The following is a 20,651-nucleotide window of genomic DNA, read 5'->3' as shown; positions in this document are numbered from 1 at the left end:
AAGACGACACGGGGGAAACGATGCTGAAGGCGATTGCGCGCACGAGTGCGCTGGCGATGCTTGTCGTGTCGGCAAGCACGGTGGCATGGGCCGCGGACAAGCCGCAAATCGATACCGGCGATACTGCCTGGCTGCTGGTGGCCACGGCGCTGGTGCTGATGATGAACATCCCGGGCCTGGCGCTGTTCTACGCCGGCATGGTGCGCAAGAAGAACGTGCTGGCGACGTCCGTGCAGGCCTTTGCCGTCGCCGCCCTGGTGACCGTGCTCTGGTTCATGGTCGGCTATTCGCTGGCCTTCACCGACGGCGGCGCCCTGAACGGCTTCATCGGATCGCTGTCGCGGGCCTTCGGCGCGGGGCTTCAGGGCAGCGTCCATGAACTTGCCAAGACGGTGCCGGAGAATGTTTTCCTGATGTACCAGGCGACTTTCGCCGTCATCACGCCGGCGATCATCGCCGGTGCCTTTGCCGAGCGCATGAAATTCTCGGCCATGCTGTGGTTCATGGCCCTGTGGTTGCTGTTCGTCTATGTCCCGGTGGCGCATTGGGTGTGGGGCGGTGGCTTTCTCGGGACCGCGGGCGTGCTCGATTTCGCCGGCGGCCTGGTGGTCCATCTCAACGCCGGCGTCGCCGGTCTCGTCTGCTGTATCGTGATCGGCAAGCGCCATGGTTACGGCACAGAATACATGGCGCCGCACAACCTGGTGCTCACCCTGGTCGGCACCTCGCTGCTCTGGGTCGGCTGGTTCGGCTTCAATGCCGGCTCGGCGTTGTCGTCGGGTGAACTGGCTGGCAGCGCCATGCTCAACACCCACATCTCCGCCGCCATGGCGGCGCTGGTCTGGATGGCGATCGAATGGGCGAGCCGTGGCAAGCCCTCGGTGCTGGGGATCCTGACGGGCGCCGTGGCCGGCCTCGGCACCATCACGCCTGCCGCGGGTTACGTCGAACCCTGGGCCGCCCTGGTAATCGGGGCCGCCGCCGGCGCGGTCTGCTACTGGGCCTCGGTGGTCCTCAAGACCCGGCTCGGCTACGACGATTCGCTCGACGTCTTTGGTGTGCACGGCGTCGGCGGCATCCTGGGCTCGATCCTGGTCGGCGTGTTCGCCACCCGGGCCATCAACGACGTTGCCAAGGGCCAGCCGGTCGGCCTCGTGGACGGGAACGCCAACCAGATCCTGACCCAGCTCTACGGTGTGGTAGCCGTCACCGTGTTCTGCGCGGTGGCCACCTGGGTGATCCTGAAGATCGTCGATGCCATGGTCGGGCTTCGGGTGACCCGTGACGAGGAAGTCGAGGGCCTCGACACCGCCTTGCATGGGGAGCGGGTGCAATAGCCGTCCCCTAGCGCTAGTAGCTTTGGCGGGGCCCGATCCCAACTCTTATGTTGTATGAGGAAAATGGCCTATTCCATTGTTGTTATTGGCTAATTTGTTTCATACAATGAGCCAATAGCAAGCCCGGCCGGACCCCCTCCGGCGGGCGGCGTTGCTTTGCTTCGGCCGGCTGCGGCCCAGTGGATGGCTAAGAATGTTCAATCCGCGCCTGACGGAGACGTTGACCGATTTTCCGTTCGCACGGCTGAACGCGCTGATCGCGCCCATTACACCCCCGGCGCACCTGTCGATGATCAACATGTCGGTCGGGGAGCCGCAGGGCGCCATGCCGGCCTTTGCCCGACAGATCGTGATGGACGAGGTCGATGGCTGGAACAGGTATCCGCCCAACCAGGGGCTGCCCGACCTCAATCTCGCGATTTGCGAGTGGCTGACGCGGCGCTACAAGCTGCCCAAGGGCCTGCTCAACCCCGATCTGCACGTCCATCCGACGGCCGGCAGCAAGGAAGGTGTTTACGTCATCGCCACCGTCGCCACGCCGCAGGAGAAGGGCGGCGGCAAGCCGGTCGTGGCGCTGCCCAACCCGTTCTACCAGGCCTATCTCGGCGGCGCGGTCCTCTCGGGTGGCGAGCCGCTGCTGGTCAACGCCAATGCCGAGAACGGCTTCCTGCCAGAGTTCGACAAGATCGATGAAGCGACGTGGAAGCGCATGTCGGTCGTATATCTCTGCTCGCCGGCCAATCCGCAGGGCGCCATCGCCAGCATGGACTACCTGCAGAAGCTGCTTCGGCTCTGCCGCAAGCATGACGCCGTTCTGGCGCTCGACGAGTGCTATGCCGAGATCTACACCGGCCAGCCGCCGGTGGGTGGCCTCGAGGCGGCGCTGGCGATGGATGAGACGGGGGGCAAGGATCCGTTTCGCAACCTCGCCGTCTTCCATTCTCTTTCCAAGCGATCCAACGCCGCCGGCCTGCGCTCGGGTTTCATGGCGGGCGATCCCAAGCTGGTCGCGATGATGCTGCGCTGGCGCACCTATGGCGGGCCGCAGATTCCCTTCGCCGTCCAGAAGGCATCGGCCGCGCTGTGGCGCGAGGAGACGCATCCCCTCGAAACGCGCGCGTGGTACGCCCGGAACTTCCGCGTCGCTGAGCAGATCCTGCACAACCGCTTCAGCTACTACACGCCGGGCGGCGGCTTCTTCCTGTGGCTCGATGTCGGAGACGGCGAGGAGGCCACGCGGAAATTGTGGGGCGAGGCGCACCTCAAGGTGCTGCCGGGCGCCTACGCCTGCCGCGAGACCAACGGCGTGAACACCGCGCACCGCTATATCCGCGTGGCGCTGGTGCATGACGAGAAGACGACGCGCGAGGGGATGACCCGCCTCGCCGCGGTACTGTAGGGAGTGCCAGCAGCGCGATGGCCATGATCGGCGTCACCTCCACGATGCCCCGCAAGACGGCGATCCTGCCGGAAGGCGGGCGTGACTTCCTGCGCCGCCGCATGATGGAACTGGTGGGCGCCGGCGTTGCGGCGTCGGGCGTCGTGCTGCTGCTGGCGTTGTTCACCTACAGCCCTGGCGATCCGTCGCTCAACCACGCCACCGGCCGCGCGCCGCACAATCTCGTGGGCGTGCCCGGCGCGTACATCTCGGACCTTCTGCTGCAGACCTTCGGCCTAGCCATCATCCTGGTGCCGGTGGCGCTGATCACGTGGGGCGTCCGGATGTTGCGTACCCACCATCTCGGCTTCTTCGGGTTGCGCCTGTCGCTGCTGCTGCTGGCACTGCTGATGATGAGCGTAGCCTGTGTCGGGCTGGGCGATGTCGGGGGTGCTGCCACGCACGCCGGGCCCGGCGGCCTGGTCGGGCTCGCCCTCGTCGGCCGTTTCCGCGAACTGGTCCTTACCCATTCAAGTGGCGGCAGCCTGGCCCTGATCGAGCCTGCCTGCGCGGCGCTTGCCTTCATTGCCATGGCGCCGGCGCTCGGCATGAACCGCACCGACCTGCCCCTGATCTTCCGCATCCTGCGGGCGCCCTTCCTGTGGTGCATGTGGCTGGTCCGGGCCGGGATCGCCTTGTGGCGCGGCAAACCGCAAGTGCTGGACGACAACGCCGACCTGCCGGCACCGCCGATCGGCTATGCCGAGATTCCGGGCGAGATCGACGCCAGCCAGTACGATCCCAGTCGGTTCGAGGCGCGCGTCGAGCAGATTCCCGACGAGGGTACGCCGATGCCACCGCGCGACTCACTGCTGGTCGACGCGCCCTACGCCCCGATCGAGCGGTCGGCGCCGGAGATTCCCGACTCGCCCGTACCACTCGATCCGCAGGCGCCGCATGTCGCCGGCGGCTCGGCCGACTCGGTGCGTGAGCGCACTTTGTTCGACCGGCTGGCCGGCTTGCGGATCGAGCCGTTCCTGGCCCGCCGCAATGTCCAGGCAACGGAGCCGGTCGAAACCGAGCCGCAGATCGGTGTGCCGCCGGAAGTCGTGGAGGTGGCGGCCCCGGCACCTGAGTACCAGCCGGTGGCGGGGTCGCCTGTCGATTCCATCGACGACGACAATCCCTTCACGCCCGACGCCTTGCCGGTGGAGCAGCCGCCTGCAGTGGCGGCCGCCCCCGGCGTAAAAATCGTCCCGCGCAAGGCGGGTGGCCTCACCCAGGGCAAGCGCGCCGCCAAGGCCGGCCAGCGCGAACTCGACCTCGCGGTCGGCGAATACAAGCTGCCACCGCTCGACATCCTGTCGCTGCCGTCGCGTGTCACCGCCCAGCCCAAGATCGACGAGGAGGCACTCGAGCAGAACGCGCGTTTGCTCGAGACGGTGCTCGATGATTTCGGCGTCAGGGGACAGATCGTGAAGGTGCGGCCGGGGCCGGTCGTGACGCTCTACGAACTCGAGCCGGCGCCGGGCACCAAGTCGAGCCGGGTCATTGGCCTGGCCGACGACATCGCCCGCTCGATGAGCGCCGTCTCCGCGCGCGTCGCCACCGTGCCGGGCCGCAACGTCATTGGCATCGAACTGCCCAACGCCAAGCGCGAGACGGTGTTCCTGCGCGAGCTGCTGTCGACCCGTCACTACGAGGACAACCGCCTCGGCCTGCCTTTGGCATTGGGCAAGGACATCGGTGGCGATCCCGTCATCGCCGACTTGGCCCGCATGCCGCATCTGCTGATCGGCGGCACCACCGGGTCGGGCAAGTCGGTGGCCGTCAACACCATGATCCTGTCGCTGCTCTACCGGCTGACGCCCAATCAGTGCCGCTTCATCATGATCGATCCCAAGATGCTGGAACTCAGCGTCTACCAGGACATCCCGCACTTGCTGACGCCTGTCGTCACCGAACCACGCAAGGCCATTGTCGCCCTGAAGTGGGTGGTGCGCGAGATGGAAGACCGCTACCGCGCCATGAGCGCGGTCGGCGTGCGCAACATCGCGGGCTACAACGAGAAACTGATCGAAACAGCGCGCAAGGGCACTTCGCTCACCCGCAAGGTCCAGACCGGCATCGATCCCGAGACGCGCAAGCCGACCTTCGAAGACGAGGAGATGGACCTCACGCCGCTGCCGTTCATCGTCGTCATCATCGACGAAATGGCCGACCTGATGCTGGTCGCCGGCAAGGAGATCGAGGCCACCGTGCAGCGCCTCGCCCAGATGGCGCGCGCCGCCGGCATCCACGTCGTCATGGCGACGCAGCGGCCGTCGGTCGACGTCATCACTGGCACCATCAAGGCCAACTTCCCCACCCGCATTTCCTTCCAGGTAACGTCCAAGATCGACAGCCGCACCATCCTGGGCGAGCAGGGCGGCGAGCAGCTGCTGGGCCAGGGCGACATGTTGTACATGGCGGGCGGCGGCAAGATTGCGCGCGTGCACGGGCCGTTCGTCAGTGATGGCGAAGTCGAGGAGGTGGTACGCCACCTGCGCGCCCAGGGGGCGCCGGCCTACATCGAGTCGGTGACCGACGATCCCGACGCCGACGCCGAGGGGTTGGGCCTGCCGGGTGACGGCGAAGAAGGCGAGAGCGATCAGCTCTACGACCAGGCGATCGCCCTCGTGGCGCGCGAGCGCAAGTGCAGCACCAGCTTCATCCAGCGCTACCTGCAGATCGGCTACAATCGTGCCGCCCGTATCGTCGAGCGCATGGAGCGCGAGGGTGTCGTGAGTTCGGCCAACCACGTCGGCAAGCGTGAGGTCCTGGCGCGCGACATCGACGATCAGGAACGTTGACGGCATGCCCGCCATCCTTGCCGCCTCGATCGCCTTCGCGCTGATCTTTGGCAGCACCTTGCTCGGCATGTTCCTGCGTTCGCGGGTGCCGGACCACCACCTGGCCGGCGATTCGAAGGACGTCATCAGGCTGGCAACGGCGCTGATCGCCACCATGTCCGCGGTCGTGCTGGCGCTGCTGTTCGCCTCGACGCGGGGATCGTTCGAGCAGACCAGTGCCACCGTTACCCGCCTGACCGCCGACATCATCGAGCTCGATCACGTCCTCGACGAATATGGCCCTGAGGCCCTCCCTCTCAGGAAGGCGTTGCGCGCCAGCATCGTCCCGACGATCGATTCGATCTGGCGTGAGACTGCCGGCAAGACGAAGGCGGAGCATCCCTACGCGGGCGGTCAGTCCGTTCTCTATGGCGTTCGCACGTTGGTGCCGCACAACCCCATCCAGACCTCGTTGCAGGCCCGGGCAATTCAGCTCAGCACCGACATATCGCAGATCCGCCTGATTCTATTCGCCCAGCCGGCCGATTCGATCTCAAGACCCTTCATGACGGCGCTCGTCCTGTGGCTCGCCTTCATCTTCGGCAGTTTCAGCATGTCGGCGGCGCCCAACCGCACGATGGTTACAATCCTGTTCATCTGCGGCCTGTCGGCTTCCACTGCGATCTTCCTGATTCTGGAACTGGGTCAGCCATTCGACGGCTTGATGCAGATCTCCAATGCGGGACTGCGTGAAGCCCTGGCACCGTTGCCCGCTCCGCGCTGACGGCAACGTGCCCGAATTCGCCGGAGCAGGCCGGGGCCGGCAGTTGCGGCAAGGCCGGAATCCATTACTTTCACGCAATATCGGCGGGAGATCGCCGCGGAACTGGGGACGATGACCGACCAAATTCAGCCGGCAAAGGTGCCAACGGCGGGTGTGCACAGCCGGCGCCGCATCCCGCTGGTCTGGATCGTTCCGATCCTCACCGGCCTGATTGCGGCGTGGCTCGCCTGGGACACGTTTTCCAAGCGCGGGCCGACGATCACCATCGCCTTCGAAACTGCGGCAGGCCTGACGGCCGGCCAGTCCCAGCTCAAGTACAGGAACGTTGTAATGGGGACGGTGAAGACCATCGCCGTTGCGCCTGATCTTTCCAGGGTGCTGGTGACGGTGGAAACCGTTCGCGAGGCCGAGGAACTGCTGACCGACAAGACGATCTTCTGGGTGGTGAAGCCGCAGCTCTTCGCCGGCAACGTCACCGGCCTCGACACGCTGCTGTCGGGCTCCTACATCGGCATGCGACCGACGACCGAGAAGGGCAAGCCGCAGCGCAGCTTCGTCGGCAATCACGACCCGCCGGTCCTCCAGGCCTCGGCCAAAGGCACCACGTTCAAGCTCGCGACCAAGCGGCTCGGTTCGATCAGCCTGGGTTCGCCGATTTTCTTCCGCGACCTCGAGGCCGGCACCGTGCTCGGCTGGGATGTCGGTGACCTCGCCAGCGACGTCGTCATCCATGCCTTCGTGCGCGACCCCTATGACAAGTACGTGCATGAGGATTCGTCCTTCTGGAACGCCTCGGGCCTACAGGTCAAGCTCACCGCCAGCGGCCTCGACGTGCAGTTCGAATCGCTCAGGGCCCTGTTGCTGGGCGGCATCGCCTTCGATACGCCGACCCACCCGAAATCCCCGGTCGCGGCGTCGCATTACCGCTTCCCGCTCTACGCCAGCATGGAAGTGGCGAAGTCGGCGGGCTTCGGCCGGCAGCTACAGATGGTGTCGAATTTCGAGGGCTCCGTCGCCGGGCTGGCGGTCGGCGCCGACGTGACGCTGTACGGGCTCAAGATTGGCGAAGTCACCGACGTCCGCCTCGTTTACGAACCCAAGAAGGATCGCATCGTGGCTCCGGTGCACTATCGCGTCGAGGCCGACCGCGTCATCGGCATCTCGGCCACTCAAGGGATGCCGCCGGGCGTGCTCGCCGAGGAAATGGTCAAGCGCGGGCTGCGGGCGACGCTGCAGGCACCCAGCCTGATCACCGGCCAGAAGATCGTCGCCCTCGAGATGATGCCGGACGCACCGCCGGCGGACCTCGGCCGCGACGGCGACGTCTACATCGTACCGGCCTACGAGGTCGGCGGTTTCGACAGCATCACCCGCTCGGCCAACGAACTCCTGTCAAAGATCAACCGCATCGACTTCGACCGCATTGGCCGCAGCATCTCGGGCGCCGCCCAGGGCCTCGACGACACGATCAACGGGCCGCAGCTCAAGAAGACGCTGGCGGCGCTGGAGGCAGCGATGATCGATGTCCAGGACATCGCGCGCAAACTCGACAAGGATGCGTCGCCCGCCCTCAAGCGTCTGCCGGAGATCGCTGCCCAATTCCAGGATGCGATCACCAAGGCCAACCGCCTGATCGGCTCGGTCGACCAGGGCTATGGCGGCAGCTCCAAGTTCCACCGCGACCTCGACCGCCTGATCCCGCAGCTCACCGATACGGCGCGCTCGATCCGCGCGCTCGCCGACCTGCTGTCACGTCACCCCGAAGCCCTGATCAAGGGCCGCACCAACACGGGCAAGGAATGAAATCGATCGGACTCGGCCGCCGCCGCCTCGGTGTTCTGGCACTCCCAGCCCTCGGGCTTCCTGTCCTGGCGGCCTGCGGCGCGTCGCCCGAGCCCAGTCTCTACACGCTCGCCGTGCGCTCCGGTCCAAGCCTGCCCAAAGGTCCGCGCGTCGTTCAGCTCCGCGACATCGGCCTGCCGGGCTATCTCGACCGCAAGGAGATCGTGCGCTCCTCGGAAGACTACAAGCTCGACGTCCGCGCCAATGCCTGGTGGGGCGAGCCGATGGGCGCCATGCTGGGCCGCGTGCTGGTCATCGAGCTCTCGCAGCGCCTGCCCAACTCCAAGGTCTACAGCGAGAGCGGCGCGATCACGAGCGATCCCAACGCCGTAGTCGGCGTCGACATCCAGCGCCTCGATGCCGACAAGGCAGGCGCCGTCATCCTGCTGGCCCAGGTCGCGGTGCAGTTCAACCGCCCGACCCGTTCGGTGGCCCGCAACTTCGCCATCACCAAGTCCGTCCCGACACCCGACAATGCGGGTCATGTGGCCGCCACCAGCGACGCCGTCGCCGAGCTCGCCGACGGGATCGCGGCACTGCTGCAGACCTAGATGGCTGCGGTCCAGAAGGATGGACCGGTGACCCGGCCGCAGCTCCGCGAGTGCCCGGGCTGCGGCCTGTTCCAGATCGTGCCGGCGCTCGGCCCGGACTTGCGCTCGACCTGTGGCCGGTGCGGCACGCTGCTGCGTGCGACCCGGGCGGCTCCGCTGGACCATTGCCTGGCCCTCACGGCAGCGGCCCTGGTGCTGCTCGCGGTCCTGTGGCTCGCCATGCTGATGCAAGTCTCGACGGCCGGAATCGTCCACGAGACGACACTGAATTCCGGACCGCTCGAGCTCATCGAGCGCGGCCTGTGGCCGTTGGCGCTGGCCGTTGCCTTTACCACCGCCTTTGCCCCCCTGGTCCGACTCACCAGCATCCTCTACGTGCTGATCGGCCTCAAGCTGCCGACGCCGCCGCCCAACCTGCGCGGCATCTTCCGGGTTGCCCGCTACCTCAAGACCTGGGCGATGCTCGAAGTGCTGCTGTTGGGCGTGTTCGTCGCCTACACCAAGCTGGGCGACCTGGTTCACATCGAGGTCGGCCCGGCGGTCTACGCGCTCGGGCTCTACTCCATCGTCATCGTCTGGGCCGAGACGACGCTCGATCCCGATGCCGTGTGGGAGCAGATCGAGCGCCGCGGCCAGACCCACGCGCCGATGCCGGCCCCGGTCGCCGAAGCGGCGCTCCTCGACTTCCGGCCGGGCGCCATCGGTTGCCATAGCTGCGGCCTGGTCTCGGTCCCAGCGGATCATGACCGCCGCTGTCCACGCTGCGGTGCGGCCCTGCACGAGCGCAAGCCGAACAGCCTCAACCGCACCTGGGCCCTGGTGATCGCCAGCGCGGTGCTCTACTTCCCGGCCAACATCTATCCCGTGCTCACTGTGATGCAGGGCGGCGGTGGCCAGCCCAGCACCATCCTGGGCGGCGTCGAGGAGCTGTTCGACTCCAGGATGTACCCGCTGGCGCTGCTGGTCTTCTTCGCCAGCATCCTGGTACCGATGTTCAAGCTGATCGGCCTCGCGGTCATGCTGGGTGCCACCATGATCGTGACGACTGAGGCCGGTGCGGCCGTGCTGCTGCGCCAGCGCACGGCCCTCTACCACGTCGTCGCCTGGATCGGGCGCTGGTCGATGGTCGACATCTTCATGGAGTCGCTGCTGGGCGCTCTGGTCCAGTTCGGCCGGGTGGTCACCATCGAGCCCGGCATGGGCGCGCTCGCCTTCTGCGCCGTGGTCTTTCTCACCATCTTCGCCGCCGAAGCCTTCGATCCACGCCTGATGTGGGACGCGGCCCAACGCAACGCCCATCGTCCCTACGCCTTGCGGCGGGCAACTGCGCTATGGCCTCCGGTGAAAGACAAGGTCCTCAGTTGAGTCTGTAGGCGAGGCCGAGCCGGATCTGGTGGACGTTGCGGAACGTGCCGTACTGTTCGTAGGTGTCCAGCTCGTAGCCGGCCGACATCTTGAGATGCTCGGTGATCGGTCGGCCGAAGCCGACATAGGTCTTGTTCTGGCGCAGGCCAGCCTCGCGCCCGGTGCCGTCGACCTTGAGGTTGATGTAAATCTCGTCCGAGAAAGCGAACTCCCACGGCGACTCGCCGATCGGAATGCGAATGCCCGCGAGCACCCGCGTCCGGACCAGCAAGGCGGTGTTCTCGAAGAACAGTTCCTCGCCGCGCAGGCGGCCGGCGAAGGCGATCTTGCCGAAGTGGTTACGGTACAGGAGATCCTGGAACGGGCCGCGCAGTGTGCGCAGCTGCGCCGGATAGCGCTGATACTGCACATAGCCCGCCGCGGCGGCCCAATTGGGTGAGAACGCATACTCGAAGCCCGGTCTTACCTCCAAGGTGCGTAGGCGGCTGATGTCGCGGTCGATCTTCAGTTCCGTATTGAGATGGAACGACCATTGCGGGTCGATCTGATATTCGACGCTGACCGCATTGGTGAGCCAGAGGTCGTTGTTGGGTGTCGTCTGTACCGGTTGATGCTGCCGATGCTGCGCCACGGCGGGAGCCGCGAATGCCAGGGCGGCCAGCAGCGCCGCCAGGAAGCAGTTTGGTCTTGGTCCCACGGCGATACTATAGCCGACACCGCCGGCCGCGGGTGTGGTCGCTCAGTGCAACCGCATGCGGCGGATGACCCGGGAGAAGGCGACGACATGTTCGTCGAAGGCCTGGGGTGTCACGATCAGCCGCAGTGCGGGCAACTGCGCGATGCGGCTGCGGCCCAGCTGGGTCATCACGATGCCGCTGCGCCGTTCCTCGACCAGCAGAAGTGACTTCAGGCGGTCGATGTCGTCGGGCCGGAGACTGTCGAGATTGGTGACGCCGTAGGCGATGCGCCGTAAGGTGATCGCTTCGTTGGGGCTGAGTTCGACCGGTCGATTTTCCATGGCCAACTCCATGCTCCGTGGGTATCCATCAGGTCATGCCGGTTGCTGGCGCGCAAGCCCCCGGCGATCACCAGAAATTCAGCTCAATGCAGGGAACCTTTTCGTCATGTCGCGAATTCCGGCGCTTCTGATCTCTCTGCTGGTTCTCGTGCCGGCGCCTGCGACGCAGGCCCAGGGCAAGCCCTTTGGCGGCTATCCCAACGCCGACATGCAGTACTGCGCCCGGCTGAGCGAGCTTTATATCCGCTATGTCGGACGTTCCGAGGCCGGCCCCCGCACGCCCGTGACGCCCGATGCCGTCGGCGGCACCGCCCTTGCCCAGTGCAAGCACGAAGGCACCGTTGCAGAGGCCATCCCGGTGCTCGAGCGCAAGCTGCTCAACGCCAGGTTCACGTTGCCGCCGCGGAACTAGGGCGCCTCAGGGCTTCCAGCGCAGGAAGTTCGCGATCAGGCGCAGGCCGGTCGCCTGGCTCTTCTCGGGATGGAACTGCGTGCCGGCGAGATTGTCACGGCCGACCATGGCGGTGACCGGCCCGCCGTAGTCGACGACCGCCAGCACCGTCTCGGGCCGGCTCGCCTGGAGCTGGAAGGAATGCACGAAATAGGCATGGTCGCGTTCGGCGATCCCTTGCAGCAGCGGGTGCTCCTTGAGTTCGCGCAGCTCGTTCCAGCCCATGTGCGGGATTTTCAGATGATCCTTGCCCCCTTGCCCCTTGGGCTCGATGCGCACGACGTCGCCCGCGATCCAGTCGAGGCCGGCATGCACGCCATATTCCACGCCGCGCGTGGCCATCAGCTGCATGCCGACGCAGATGCCGAGGAAGGGTTTGGCGCGCTCGATCACTTCACGCTGCAGCGCCTCGACCATGCCCGGCACGGCGTAGAGACCGGCGCGGCAGTCGGCGAAAGCGCCGACGCCCGGCAGCACGATGCGGTCGGCCTCGGTCACATCGCGCGGGTTCGACGTCACCAGCACGCGCTCGTGCGTGCCGGCCTCGCGGGCGGCGCGCTCGAAGGCTTTGGCGGCGGAGCGGAGATTGCCCGAACCGTAATCGACGATGGCGACGGTCATGGTTGTCGCCTAGAGGACGCCCTTGGTGCTGGGCACCGCTGTCGCCTGCCGCGGGTCGATCTCGACGGCAACGCGCAGTGCCCGGGCGATGCCCTTGAAACAGCTCTCGACGATGTGGTGGTTGTTGTCGCCGTAGTGGTTCCACACATGCAGCGTGAGGCCGCCCAGCTGGGCGAAGGCCTGGAACCACTCCTTGAACAGCTCGGTGTCCATGGTGCCGAGCTTGGGCTTGGAGAAATTCACCTTCCAGATCAGGTACGGCCGGTTCGAGGCATCGAGCGCCACCTCGGTCAGCGTCTCGTCCATCGGGATTACGGCGCTGCCGTAGCGGCGGATGCCGGCGCGGTCGCCCAGCGCCTTGGCCAGGCACTCGCCCAGCACGATGCCCGAATCCTCGGTCGTGTGGTGATAGTCGATGTGCAGGTCGCCTTCGGCGCGCAGCGTGATGTCGATCAGGCTGTGGCGCGAGAGCTGCTCCAGCATGTGATCGAGAAAGCCGATGCCGGTCTTGATGTCGTACTTGCCGGTGCCGTCGAGATTGATGGCGGCGGAGATCCGGGTCTCCTTGGTGGCACGGCTGACGGACGCGCGCCGCCCGCCGCTGCCGGGTGTCTTCAGGGTTTCGAGGGTCGAGGCCATATAAAGGTCATACAGGAAGGCGGGCGGCGCGGTCGAGCGCGACGCGCGTCAGAATGACGCCCGCCAGCACGATCAGGCCGCCCAGCACACGGGCTGCGGTCAGCGGATCGCCGAAAAACGCCGCCGACAGGCCCACCCCGGCCACCGGGATCAGGTACATGTAGACCATGACCCGGCTCACCCCGAGGCGCTCGAGCCCGGCCGTCAGGCCCAGGAAGGCCACCCCCACCGGGAAGATGGCGGTGTAGAGCCAGAAACCCAGCAGCCGGTCGTCCAGCCGCCCGAACTCGCCCAGCGAGTCGAAAGCGAGCGAAATCGGCAGCAGCACCAGCGAGCCGAACAGGGTCGTCCAGGCCATCACGCGAAGTGCGCCCAGCCGGAGGTTGTAGGGCGCGCACTGCTCGACATAGAGGGCCCAGGCGAAGGCCGAGAGCATCCAGAGCAGCGTGCCGTCGAGGCTGCCGAAGGAGAGGGTAAAGGCCGAGAGCGAATTGTTCACCACCAGCACGACGCCCGCGAAGGCGAGCACGATGCCGGCCCAGCCCAGCACCGGGAGCCGCCGCCCGCCGAACCAGGCCAGGATGGCGGCGAAGGCTGTCGTCGTCGTCATCACGATCGAGCCGACGCTGGGCGCGCTACGCGCCATGGCTAGCCCCCAGCAGGCCTGGAACAGTGTGACGCCCACCAGCGACAGCAGCAGCATCGACAGCCAGTCGCGCCGCGGCAGCGCCATGGGCTTGCGCATCAGCGCCATGACCGCAAACAGGAACAGGGCCGCGACCAGGTAGCGTGAGGCGCTGTAGAGAAGCGGGCTCATCACCTGCAGCACGTCCTTGGCGAAGGGATAGCTCGATCCCATCAGCATGGCCGTGCCGAACATCAGGACGTCGCCAGTGGTGCGTGATCCCCTCACTGCTTCGGCGCGGTAGAAGCCTTTTGCGCGCCCCAGAAGCCGAACAGCGTGCCGGCGACACGGCGGATCTGGATCTCCTCCGAGCCCTCGGTGATGCGGTAGCGGCGGTGGTGGCGGTAGATGTGCTCGAACGGCGTGTGGCGCGAATAGCCGATGCCGCCATGCACCTGCATGGCGCGGTCGGCGGCGTCGCACACGAGGCGATTGGCGCGGTAGTTCGACATCGCCACCCATTCCGAGACGCTCATATGGTGCTCTCGGTCGAGATGCCACGCCGTCTTGCGGACGAGCCCGCGCGTCATCTCGGCCTCGGTGTGCAGCTCCGCCAGCGGAAACTGGATCGCCTGGTTGGTCGCCAGCGCCTTGCCGAACACCTTGCGGTTCTTGGCGTAAGCCACCGACATGTCGATGCAGTATTGCGCCGCGCCGAGGCTCGAGGCGGCCTGGCGGATGCGGTTCTCGTGCACGAAGGTCTGCGCCACGTCGAGGCCGCGGCCTTCCTCGCCCAGCATGGTCGAACCCGGCACCGTCACGTCGGTGAGCGAGACCTCGGCATGGTCCGACGGCATGTTGAAGGTCCACCACATGTATTCGATCTTGAAGCCCGGCGTCTTCACCGGCACCAGGAACGCCGAGATGCCGCGCGCATCGCCCGCCTTGCCCGAGGTGCGGGCAAACACCAGGTCGACCGTGGCGGTGTGCATGCCGGTGTTGAACCGCTTCATGCCGTTGATCGTCCAGTCGCTGCCCTTCCTGACCGCCACCGTTTCCATGAAGGTGGCGTCGGAGCCGTGCAGCGGCTCGGTGAGGCCGAAGCCGATGCGCTCCGTACCCTTGAACATGCCTTCGATGTAGCGGTCCTTCTGCTCCTGCGTGCCGAAGCGGTGCAGCAGCAGCGCCACCGGGAAGTTGCCGACGATCGAGCTCTCGTTCTGCAGGTCGTTGTGCAGCCCCAGCCCCTTGTGCGCGAGATGCTCGCGGATCAGTGCCATGGCGAGGTTCGACCCGTCCTTGCCGCCCAGCGCCTTGGGCAGCCCGAAGCGCAGGTGCCCGGCCTTATCGGCGCGGCGCTTCATCTCGGCCAGAAGCTCTTCCCACTCGTGGCGCGGCTGGCCGTCATTGTCCCAGTCGGTGCGGGCATGCTCGCGGCGATGGTCGAAGAAGCGGATGTTGTCGTCCTGCTGCTCGAGCGGCCGGATCTCGCGCTCGATGAAGGTGTCGAGTTCGGCGATGTAGGCCGCGATGTCGGCGGGAATATTGAAATCCATGGCGCGCTTCCTCGGTAAACGGTCATTCACCGGCCACCATAAAGCGTTCTTTCCCTCGGACAATGGCAGCTGTCCGCCGGACGCGGGGGGTCAAAACTAGCGTCGAGGCCCGACGCGGGCCCTCAAGCCGACGGCGGAGGCATGGTCGGCTGAACTCGCGGCAGCATCCAAGCCCCGCCGCAGTTCCACCTCGGGCGAGTAAACGCGGTCGTCGTCGGCCGGCCTTTCGCCGGCGCGGCCGGCCCGCCAGCGCCGCAGTCTCGCGGCACCCTCCCAGGCGAGGAGGCTCCCGAGCAGGGCAAGGAACATCCAGACCAGGATCGACATCGTTTGGGCTCCCCCGCTTCCGGCCAGCATAACAGCTCGCCGGCAGCCTGTGCGATAAAGGCGGATGGACATCGACCCGGCGATCGCAAAGTCCCTCGGCTTCCCCAAGCCGGCCTACACGGTGGTCGAGCGCGAGCGCCGCTGGCTCTGCCGCGAGGTGCCGTTTGAGCGGATCGTGCGGACCGAGACCATCGTCGATCTGTACGTGACCGGCACACGGTTGCGTCTTCGGGAGGCGCGTCCCCACAACGGCGATCCGGCAATGCTGCGGTTCAGTCGAAAGGCCGACGTCGATCCGAAGACAAGGCTGATCACCTCGATCTACCTGCCAGAGCACGAGTTCGCTGTCCTCGCTGCAGCACTTCCGGGCCTCAGGATCAGGAAGCTGCGCCACCGATTGAAAGCGCCTCGCGGGGTCGTGCTGTCGGTCGACGAGTTCCAGGGTGCACTCGCGGGGCTCAGGATGGTCGAAGCCGAATTCGATACGCCAGAGCGGATGGCCTCATTCCCCATGCCCGACTTTGCCATCCGCGAAGTGACGGACGATCCGCGCTTCAGTGGCGGCCACCTCGTCGAACATGGCCTGCCCGAGGATTTGTAGCCGGGCGAGGGGCCTTACGCCGCCGGCAGATCCACTCGGAACCTGCTCCCGCCACCCTCCGCCGCGAGGCACACCGCATCGCCGCCGTGGCGGCGCGCGATGTCGAGCACCAGGGCGAGGCCGAGGCCGCTGCCGCGGCCGGACTCGGCGCCGCCGGCCAGGCGATAGAAGGGCTCGAAGATGCGCTGCCGCTCGGCCTCGGGCACGCCGGGGCCGTGGTCGGTGACGTTCAGCACCGCGCGGCTGCCTTCGTGAGCGACGGACACCGAGATCGGACCTCTGCCGTCCTCGCTGCCGCCGTAGCGCCGGGCGTTCTCGACCAGGTTGCGCACCAGCCGGCGCAGCAGGGTGCGGTCGCCCGACACGATGACGGACTCGCCGGTCGCCTCGAGGTCGTAATGCGAGGCCTCCTCGGCCGCCAGCGCCAGCAGATCGACCGGCTCGCGGCGTTCCAGGGTGGGCAGGGCTTCGAGCCGGCTCGCCAGCAGGATCTGCTCGATCAGCTGGTCGAGCTCAGCCACGTCCTGTTTGAGCGAGTCGCGCGTCTTGGGATCGGCATTCTCGCCCAGCAGCGCGGCGGCGACGGCGATGCGGGCAAGCGGCGTGCGCAGCTCGTGGCTGGCGTTGGCCAGCAGCAGGCGGTGCGCCGCCACCAGCTCCTCGATGCGCTGGGCGGAGCGGTTGAAGCTTTCGGCCAGGGCGGCCACCTCGTCGCGGCCCTCGACCTTGACGCGGGCGCCGAGGTCGCCCCCACCCAGCTGCTCGACGCCGGCGCGCAGGCGTTCGAGGCGGCGCCCCAGCCCGCGCACGACGGGGAAGGCGCCGACGGCGACGGCGATGGCGACCAGCGCCAGGGCGGCGGCGATCCAGAAGGTCGGGTTGGGCCGCTCACGGACCTGGCGCGCCACCAGCCAGCGGCCGTCGGGAAGTTGCAGCGTGAAGTTCGGCCCGCCGGGGCCGCGCCGCCAGCCGGCGCGGGCGCGTTCGATGCTGAAGCGCGGCGGCACCTTGCCGGCCATGGCGATCATCTCGCCGTCGGCGCGGTAGAGCGCGATGTCGAAGCGGAGCTTGCGGTGCAGCGCCTCGACGGCCTTCTGCTGCTCGGCCTTGGCGGCATCGGCGTCCGGCAGCAGCGCGCCGGTGAGCTCGGCCGCGACGTCGAGATACTGCGGCGTGCGGTTGTCGTCGTCGGCCAGCCGCCACAACAGCGCCGCCGCGCCCACGAACACCGCCAGCACGACCAGGATGGTGACGTAGAACTGGAGGTAGAGGCGGTTCATGGAATTAGCGAGCCCGCCGCCAATGAGACGTAAGACCATGACCCCCTTCGCCCCCTCCGGAGGCACTTCCCCCGCTTCGCGGGGGCAGAGAAGAATCAAACTCCTCCCCCGCTTGCGGGGGAGGTGCCGCGTCATACGCGGCGGAGGGGGTCATGACCCTCATCGATCCTGGTCCTTCGCGAACACATACCCGGTGCCGCGCAAGGTCAAAATCCGGCGTGGCTTCTTTGGGTCGTCCTCGATGGCGGCGCGAATGCGGCTGATGTGGACGTCGACGGATCGGTCGAAGGCTTCGAGCTTCTCGCCTTTCAGGAGGTCCATCAGCGCGTCGCGCGACAGCACCCGGCCAGCGCGTTCGGCCAGCACCAGCAGGATGGTGAACTGGTACGAGGTGATCGTGCGTTCCTCGCCGTCGACCCGCACGACGCGGGCGCCCTTGTCGATCTCCAGGCGCCCGAAGCGCAAGGTCTCGGACGGCGCTCCGCCCGTGCCCTTGCGGCGCAGGATGGCGCGCAGCCGGGCCTGCAGCTCGCGCGGCTCGAACGGCTTGGCAAGATAATCGTCGGCGCCGATTTCCAGGCCCACGACCTTGTCCATGGGCTCGCCGCGCGCCGTCAGCATCAGGATGGGCACGTCGCTCGACGCGCGCAGCTTGCGGCAGAGGTCGAGGCCGTCGGCGTCGGGCAGCATGAGGTCGAGGATGACGGCGTCGAAGGTCTCGCGCTTCAGGAGCGCCTCGCCCTCGCGGCCGGTGCCGGCGACTGTCACACGAAAGCCCGCTCCGCCGAGATAGTCGGAGACCATCCCGGCGAGGCGGTTGTCGTCGTCGATCATCAGGATGCGCTCGGCCATCGCTTCAGTATCGGTCGGTCGCGGCCCTGATGTCACTCCTTAGCCCTTGCCCATTAGCCCTTACGAGGGCCGTGGCTGCGCTCGTTCCACTTCTTGAAGAAGGCCTGGCGCTGCTCGGCGTTCAGCACGTTGCCGGCGTCGATCAGGGCTTTGGTAAAGCGCCTGGAACCGTCGTCCATCAGCTTGATCTGCTGGGCGCGGATCTGCTCGACCTTGGCGGCGTCGATGGTAGGGGCGCTCATGGCCTCGGTCAGGGCCTTGCGGACTTCGGCGCGCTGCGTGTGCATGCCCTTCATGTCGCCGAACGCCGCCTGGAGGATCTCTGTGATCTTCTTCTTCTGGTCGGCGGTGGCGGTGGTGCCGTCGAGCGCCTTGTCCACGCGCTTCTCGATGCGCTGCTGGAACTTGGCCGGATCCATGCCCGCGCCGTCGGCGCGGGCGAAGGCGGTGCCGCCGGCGGTCATCGCGAGGCTGCCGGCGACGAGGGCCACCATCGCCGTCTTGATGCTGAGGGTCGTCATGTCTGTCTCCATCTGTTTCGGGTCACGTCCCCGTTCCAGCGATATGGCGGGCCACGGTTTCGCCGTCGTCTCGCCGCCGTAAAGTTGTGTAAAGTTGGCGGCCATGACGATTCTGATGACCGAGCGGCTCGCCTTGCGGCCGCTGCTGCCGGACGATGCCGAGGCCTATCTCGCGATCCGCCATCATCCCGAGGTGGTGAAATGGGTGCCGAAGCCCCTGCCGGGCGTGATCGAGCGTTTCGCGGTCTCGTGGGAGGAACGCCGCTACGCGCCGTGGGGTGTCTTCGAGGGCGGCCGGCTGATCGGCCATGGCGGGCTGAATTACGTGCCCGAATTCGGCGAGACCGAGGTGCTGTGGGCGCTCCATCCCGACGCCTGGGGCAAGGGCTATGCGACCGAGGTGGCGCGGGCGTCGCTCGACTACGGCTTCGAGACGCTGGGGCTGGGGCTGATCTTCGCCATCGCCCTGCCCGACAATGTGGCGTCGCAGGCGGTGATGAAGCGCATCGGCCTCACCTATCGCAAGCGCGTGGCCTACCGGGGGTTCAAGGACATCGTCTGGTACGACAAGTCCCGCGATTAGTGGACAGTCGGATTAGTGGACAGTCCGGCCGGTTTCAGGTGTCCAGAATTCCCATCGATTCGGCATGCACTTTCGCATCGCCCGCCGCCAAAACCGAGCCGTCGGAATTCATGTCCAGTTCCTTGCCGCGCCAGTCGGTGATCAGCCCGCCAGCCCCCTTGATGACGGGCACGAGCGCGGCGAAATCGTAAAGCTTCAGGCTCGCCTCGACCACCAGGTCGACATGGCCGGACGCCAGCAGCCCGTAGGCGTAGCAATCGCCGCCCCAGCGGAAGAGCTTCACCTTCTTCGTGAGCTTCTCGTGCGGCGCCTCGTAGGCGCCGGGAAACATGATCGGCGCGGTCGAATACATGTAGGCGCGGTCGAGGGACGGGCAGACACGGACGGAGATCGGCTGGCCGTTGAAGGTCGAGCGCTGGCCATCGACGCCCAGCCAGCGCTCCTTCAGGATCGGCTGGTCGATGATGCCCAGCACGGGCTTGCCGCGATGGAGCAGCGCCACCAGCGTGCCGAAGATCGGCAGGCCGGTGATGAAGGCCTTGGTGCCGTCGATCGGATCCAGCACCCAGACATATTCGGCGTCGGTCCTGACGGCGCCATGCTCCTCGCCGAACACGCCGTGCTCGGGCACGTGGCGCTGGAGCAGATCGCGCATCGCCGTCTCGGCCTCGCGGTCGGCAATGGTGACCGGACTGTTGTCGGTCTTGTCGTCGATCGCGACAGGGGTGCGGAAATAGCGGGCCGCGATCGGCCGCGCGGCGTCGGCCAGGGCGTTGGCCAGTTGGACGAAGCGGGGCTCGACCACCTAGGCCAACGACTTAGGGCAGCGGCTTGGGTGTGTCGGCCATGGTGCGCAGGTAGGCGATTACGTCGGCCCGCTCCTGCTCCTTGGGAAGGCCGGCGAAGGCCATCTTGGTGCCCTTCACGTAGGCGGTGGGCTTGAGGATCATGCGGTTGATGTCCTCGTAGCTCCAGTCACCGCCCTTGGCCTGCAGGGCCGAGGAGTAGCTGAAGCCCGCATGGCTCGCCACCTTGCGGCCGACGATGTCCCACAGGTTCGGGCCCACCTTGTTGGCGCCGCCCTTGTCGGTGGTGTGGCAGGTGAAGCACTGCTTCATGAAGATCGCCTTGCCCGCGTCGACATTGGCGCCGGCGAGCTTGGGACCGATCGGGCTGACTTCGACCGGGGCGGCCGCCGCTGTCTGGGTCGGCGCTTCGTCGACGACGGCGAGCGCCGGCTTGTCGAGCTTGTGCGGATGAACCACGGCGTTGGAAACCTTGCCAACCACCATCGCGAAGAGGGCGGAGGCCAGAATGCAGCCCGCAACCGTGTTGAAATTGGCCATAGTCGGATCCCGGAACGGCAGTTTTTACGGACGTTGCTGTAGCATGCCCGCAGCGTCGTCAGTAGTATCCGATCGCCGCATCGGGCTCGCGCGGCGGAACGTCGCAAGTCTCGGATTTTGCGAGGTTTTTCGCCTGTCGGCGG

General features: G+C 66.8%; 22 protein-coding genes. 10 read left to right on the top strand and 12 right to left on the bottom strand.

All coding sequences use genetic code 11. The features are described 5' to 3' along the window. Positions 1–56: 56 nt before the first annotated feature. The 7 genes from EPO55_RS07820 to EPO55_RS07790 all read left to right on the top strand — a co-directional run bounded on the left by EPO55_RS07820 (position 57) and on the right by EPO55_RS07790 (position 10,088). A complete protein-coding gene (locus EPO55_RS07820; protein ID WP_296336083.1) occupies positions 57–1,337 on the top strand; it encodes an ammonium transporter in 1,281 nt (426 codons plus the stop codon). A 193-nt stretch (positions 1,338–1,530) separates the two neighbouring features. Then, positions 1,531–2,736 (top strand): aminotransferase class I/II-fold pyridoxal phosphate-dependent enzyme, encoded by a 1,206-nt coding sequence (locus tag EPO55_RS07815; protein ID WP_296336046.1) that lies wholly within the window; start codon positions 1,531–1,533, stop codon positions 2,734–2,736. Between the two features lie 17 nt (positions 2,737–2,753). Then, positions 2,754–5,567, top strand: coding sequence for a DNA translocase FtsK (locus tag EPO55_RS07810; RefSeq protein ID WP_296336045.1), 2,814 nt, complete (start codon positions 2,754–2,756; stop codon positions 5,565–5,567). A gap of 4 nt (positions 5,568–5,571) precedes the next feature. After that, entirely contained in the window at positions 5,572–6,330 is a 759-nt protein-coding gene (locus tag EPO55_RS07805) for a hypothetical protein (protein WP_296336044.1), read from the top strand. Positions 6,331–6,441: 111 nt separating this feature from the next. Further along, positions 6,442–8,133 (top strand): MlaD family protein, encoded by a 1,692-nt coding sequence (locus EPO55_RS07800; RefSeq protein ID WP_296336043.1) that lies wholly within the window; start codon positions 6,442–6,444, stop codon positions 8,131–8,133. Continuing rightward, positions 8,130–8,723 carry a PqiC family protein gene (locus EPO55_RS07795; RefSeq protein WP_296336042.1) on the top strand — a complete coding sequence of 198 codons (594 nt, stop codon included), beginning with the start codon at positions 8,130–8,132 and terminating at the stop codon, positions 8,721–8,723. The genes EPO55_RS07800 and EPO55_RS07795 overlap by 4 nt, the downstream gene beginning before the upstream one ends. After that, complete coding sequence (locus EPO55_RS07790) at positions 8,724–10,088, top strand: paraquat-inducible protein A (protein WP_296336041.1); 1,365 nt, start codon at positions 8,724–8,726, stop codon at positions 10,086–10,088. Here EPO55_RS07790 and EPO55_RS07785 read toward each other — a convergent pair. Both EPO55_RS07785 and EPO55_RS07780 read right to left on the bottom strand, forming a co-directional pair. Beyond that, a complete protein-coding gene (locus EPO55_RS07785) occupies positions 10,081–10,785 on the bottom strand; it encodes a DUF2490 domain-containing protein (RefSeq protein ID WP_296336040.1) in 705 nt (234 codons plus the stop codon). The genes EPO55_RS07790 and EPO55_RS07785 overlap by 8 nt on opposite strands. 42 nt (positions 10,786–10,827) lie before the next feature. Then, on the bottom strand, positions 10,828–11,106 hold the full coding sequence (locus EPO55_RS07780; RefSeq protein WP_296336039.1) for a hypothetical protein: 279 nt from the start codon (positions 11,104–11,106) through the stop codon (positions 10,828–10,830). Positions 11,107–11,212: 106 nt separating this feature from the next. On the opposite strand from EPO55_RS07780, the gene EPO55_RS07775 reads away from it, so the two are divergent. Then, on the top strand, positions 11,213–11,518 hold the full coding sequence (locus tag EPO55_RS07775) for a hypothetical protein (protein WP_296336038.1): 306 nt from the start codon (positions 11,213–11,215) through the stop codon (positions 11,516–11,518). A 6-nt stretch (positions 11,519–11,524) separates the two neighbouring features. On the opposite strand, the gene hisH is transcribed toward EPO55_RS07775, so the two are convergent. The 5 genes from hisH to EPO55_RS07750 all read right to left on the bottom strand — a co-directional run bounded on the left by hisH (position 11,525) and on the right by EPO55_RS07750 (position 15,325). Continuing rightward, a complete protein-coding gene (hisH, locus tag EPO55_RS07770; protein ID WP_296336037.1) occupies positions 11,525–12,178 on the bottom strand; it encodes an imidazole glycerol phosphate synthase subunit HisH in 654 nt (217 codons plus the stop codon). A 9-nt stretch (positions 12,179–12,187) separates the two neighbouring features. Then, complete coding sequence (gene hisB / locus EPO55_RS07765; RefSeq protein WP_296336036.1) at positions 12,188–12,817, bottom strand: imidazoleglycerol-phosphate dehydratase HisB; 630 nt, start codon at positions 12,815–12,817, stop codon at positions 12,188–12,190. A 7-nt stretch (positions 12,818–12,824) separates the two neighbouring features. Then, complete coding sequence (locus EPO55_RS07760; protein WP_296336035.1) at positions 12,825–13,730, bottom strand: DMT family transporter; 906 nt, start codon at positions 13,728–13,730, stop codon at positions 12,825–12,827. Further along, a complete protein-coding gene (locus EPO55_RS07755) occupies positions 13,727–14,998 on the bottom strand; it encodes an acyl-CoA dehydrogenase family protein (protein ID WP_296336034.1) in 1,272 nt (423 codons plus the stop codon). The genes EPO55_RS07760 and EPO55_RS07755 overlap by 4 nt, the downstream gene beginning before the upstream one ends. A gap of 96 nt (positions 14,999–15,094) precedes the next feature. Then, positions 15,095–15,325 carry a hypothetical protein gene (locus EPO55_RS07750; protein ID WP_296336033.1) on the bottom strand — a complete coding sequence of 77 codons (231 nt, stop codon included), beginning with the start codon at positions 15,323–15,325 and terminating at the stop codon, positions 15,095–15,097. A gap of 64 nt (positions 15,326–15,389) precedes the next feature. Between EPO55_RS07750 and EPO55_RS07745 the strand changes: the two genes are divergently transcribed. Beyond that, complete coding sequence (locus tag EPO55_RS07745; RefSeq protein ID WP_296336032.1) at positions 15,390–15,926, top strand: hypothetical protein; 537 nt, start codon at positions 15,390–15,392, stop codon at positions 15,924–15,926. A 14-nt stretch (positions 15,927–15,940) separates the two neighbouring features. Here the strand turns inward: EPO55_RS07745 and EPO55_RS07740 are convergent, their stop codons facing one another. The 3 genes from EPO55_RS07740 to EPO55_RS07730 all read right to left on the bottom strand — a co-directional run bounded on the left by EPO55_RS07740 (position 15,941) and on the right by EPO55_RS07730 (position 18,579). Further along, the gene (locus EPO55_RS07740; RefSeq protein WP_296336031.1) at positions 15,941–17,206 is read right to left on the bottom strand and encodes a HAMP domain-containing sensor histidine kinase; all 1,266 of its coding nucleotides are present in this window, start codon (positions 17,204–17,206) and stop codon (positions 15,941–15,943) included. Positions 17,207–17,365: 159 nt separating this feature from the next. Next, complete coding sequence (locus EPO55_RS07735) at positions 17,366–18,058, bottom strand: response regulator (protein ID WP_296336029.1); 693 nt, start codon at positions 18,056–18,058, stop codon at positions 17,366–17,368. A gap of 53 nt (positions 18,059–18,111) precedes the next feature. Further along, on the bottom strand, positions 18,112–18,579 hold the full coding sequence (locus EPO55_RS07730; RefSeq protein ID WP_296336028.1) for a periplasmic heavy metal sensor: 468 nt from the start codon (positions 18,577–18,579) through the stop codon (positions 18,112–18,114). A 103-nt stretch (positions 18,580–18,682) separates the two neighbouring features. On the opposite strand from EPO55_RS07730, the gene EPO55_RS07725 reads away from it, so the two are divergent. Next, entirely contained in the window at positions 18,683–19,162 is a 480-nt protein-coding gene (locus EPO55_RS07725) for a GNAT family N-acetyltransferase (RefSeq protein WP_296336027.1), read from the top strand. 34 nt (positions 19,163–19,196) lie between these two features. On the opposite strand, the gene hisN is transcribed toward EPO55_RS07725, so the two are convergent. Together hisN and EPO55_RS07715 are read right to left on the bottom strand one after the other, a co-directional pair. Further along, entirely contained in the window at positions 19,197–19,967 is a 771-nt protein-coding gene (gene hisN, locus EPO55_RS07720; protein WP_296336025.1) for a histidinol-phosphatase, read from the bottom strand. A 13-nt stretch (positions 19,968–19,980) separates the two neighbouring features. Continuing rightward, a complete protein-coding gene (locus EPO55_RS07715; protein WP_296336023.1) occupies positions 19,981–20,508 on the bottom strand; it encodes a cytochrome c family protein in 528 nt (175 codons plus the stop codon). Positions 20,509–20,651: the final 143 nt, after the last annotated feature.

The organism is Reyranella sp., assembly GCF_004296935.1.
GTDB lineage: Bacteria > Pseudomonadota > Alphaproteobacteria > Reyranellales > Reyranellaceae > Reyranella.
This window is presented reverse-complemented; position numbering and strand designations above follow the sequence as displayed.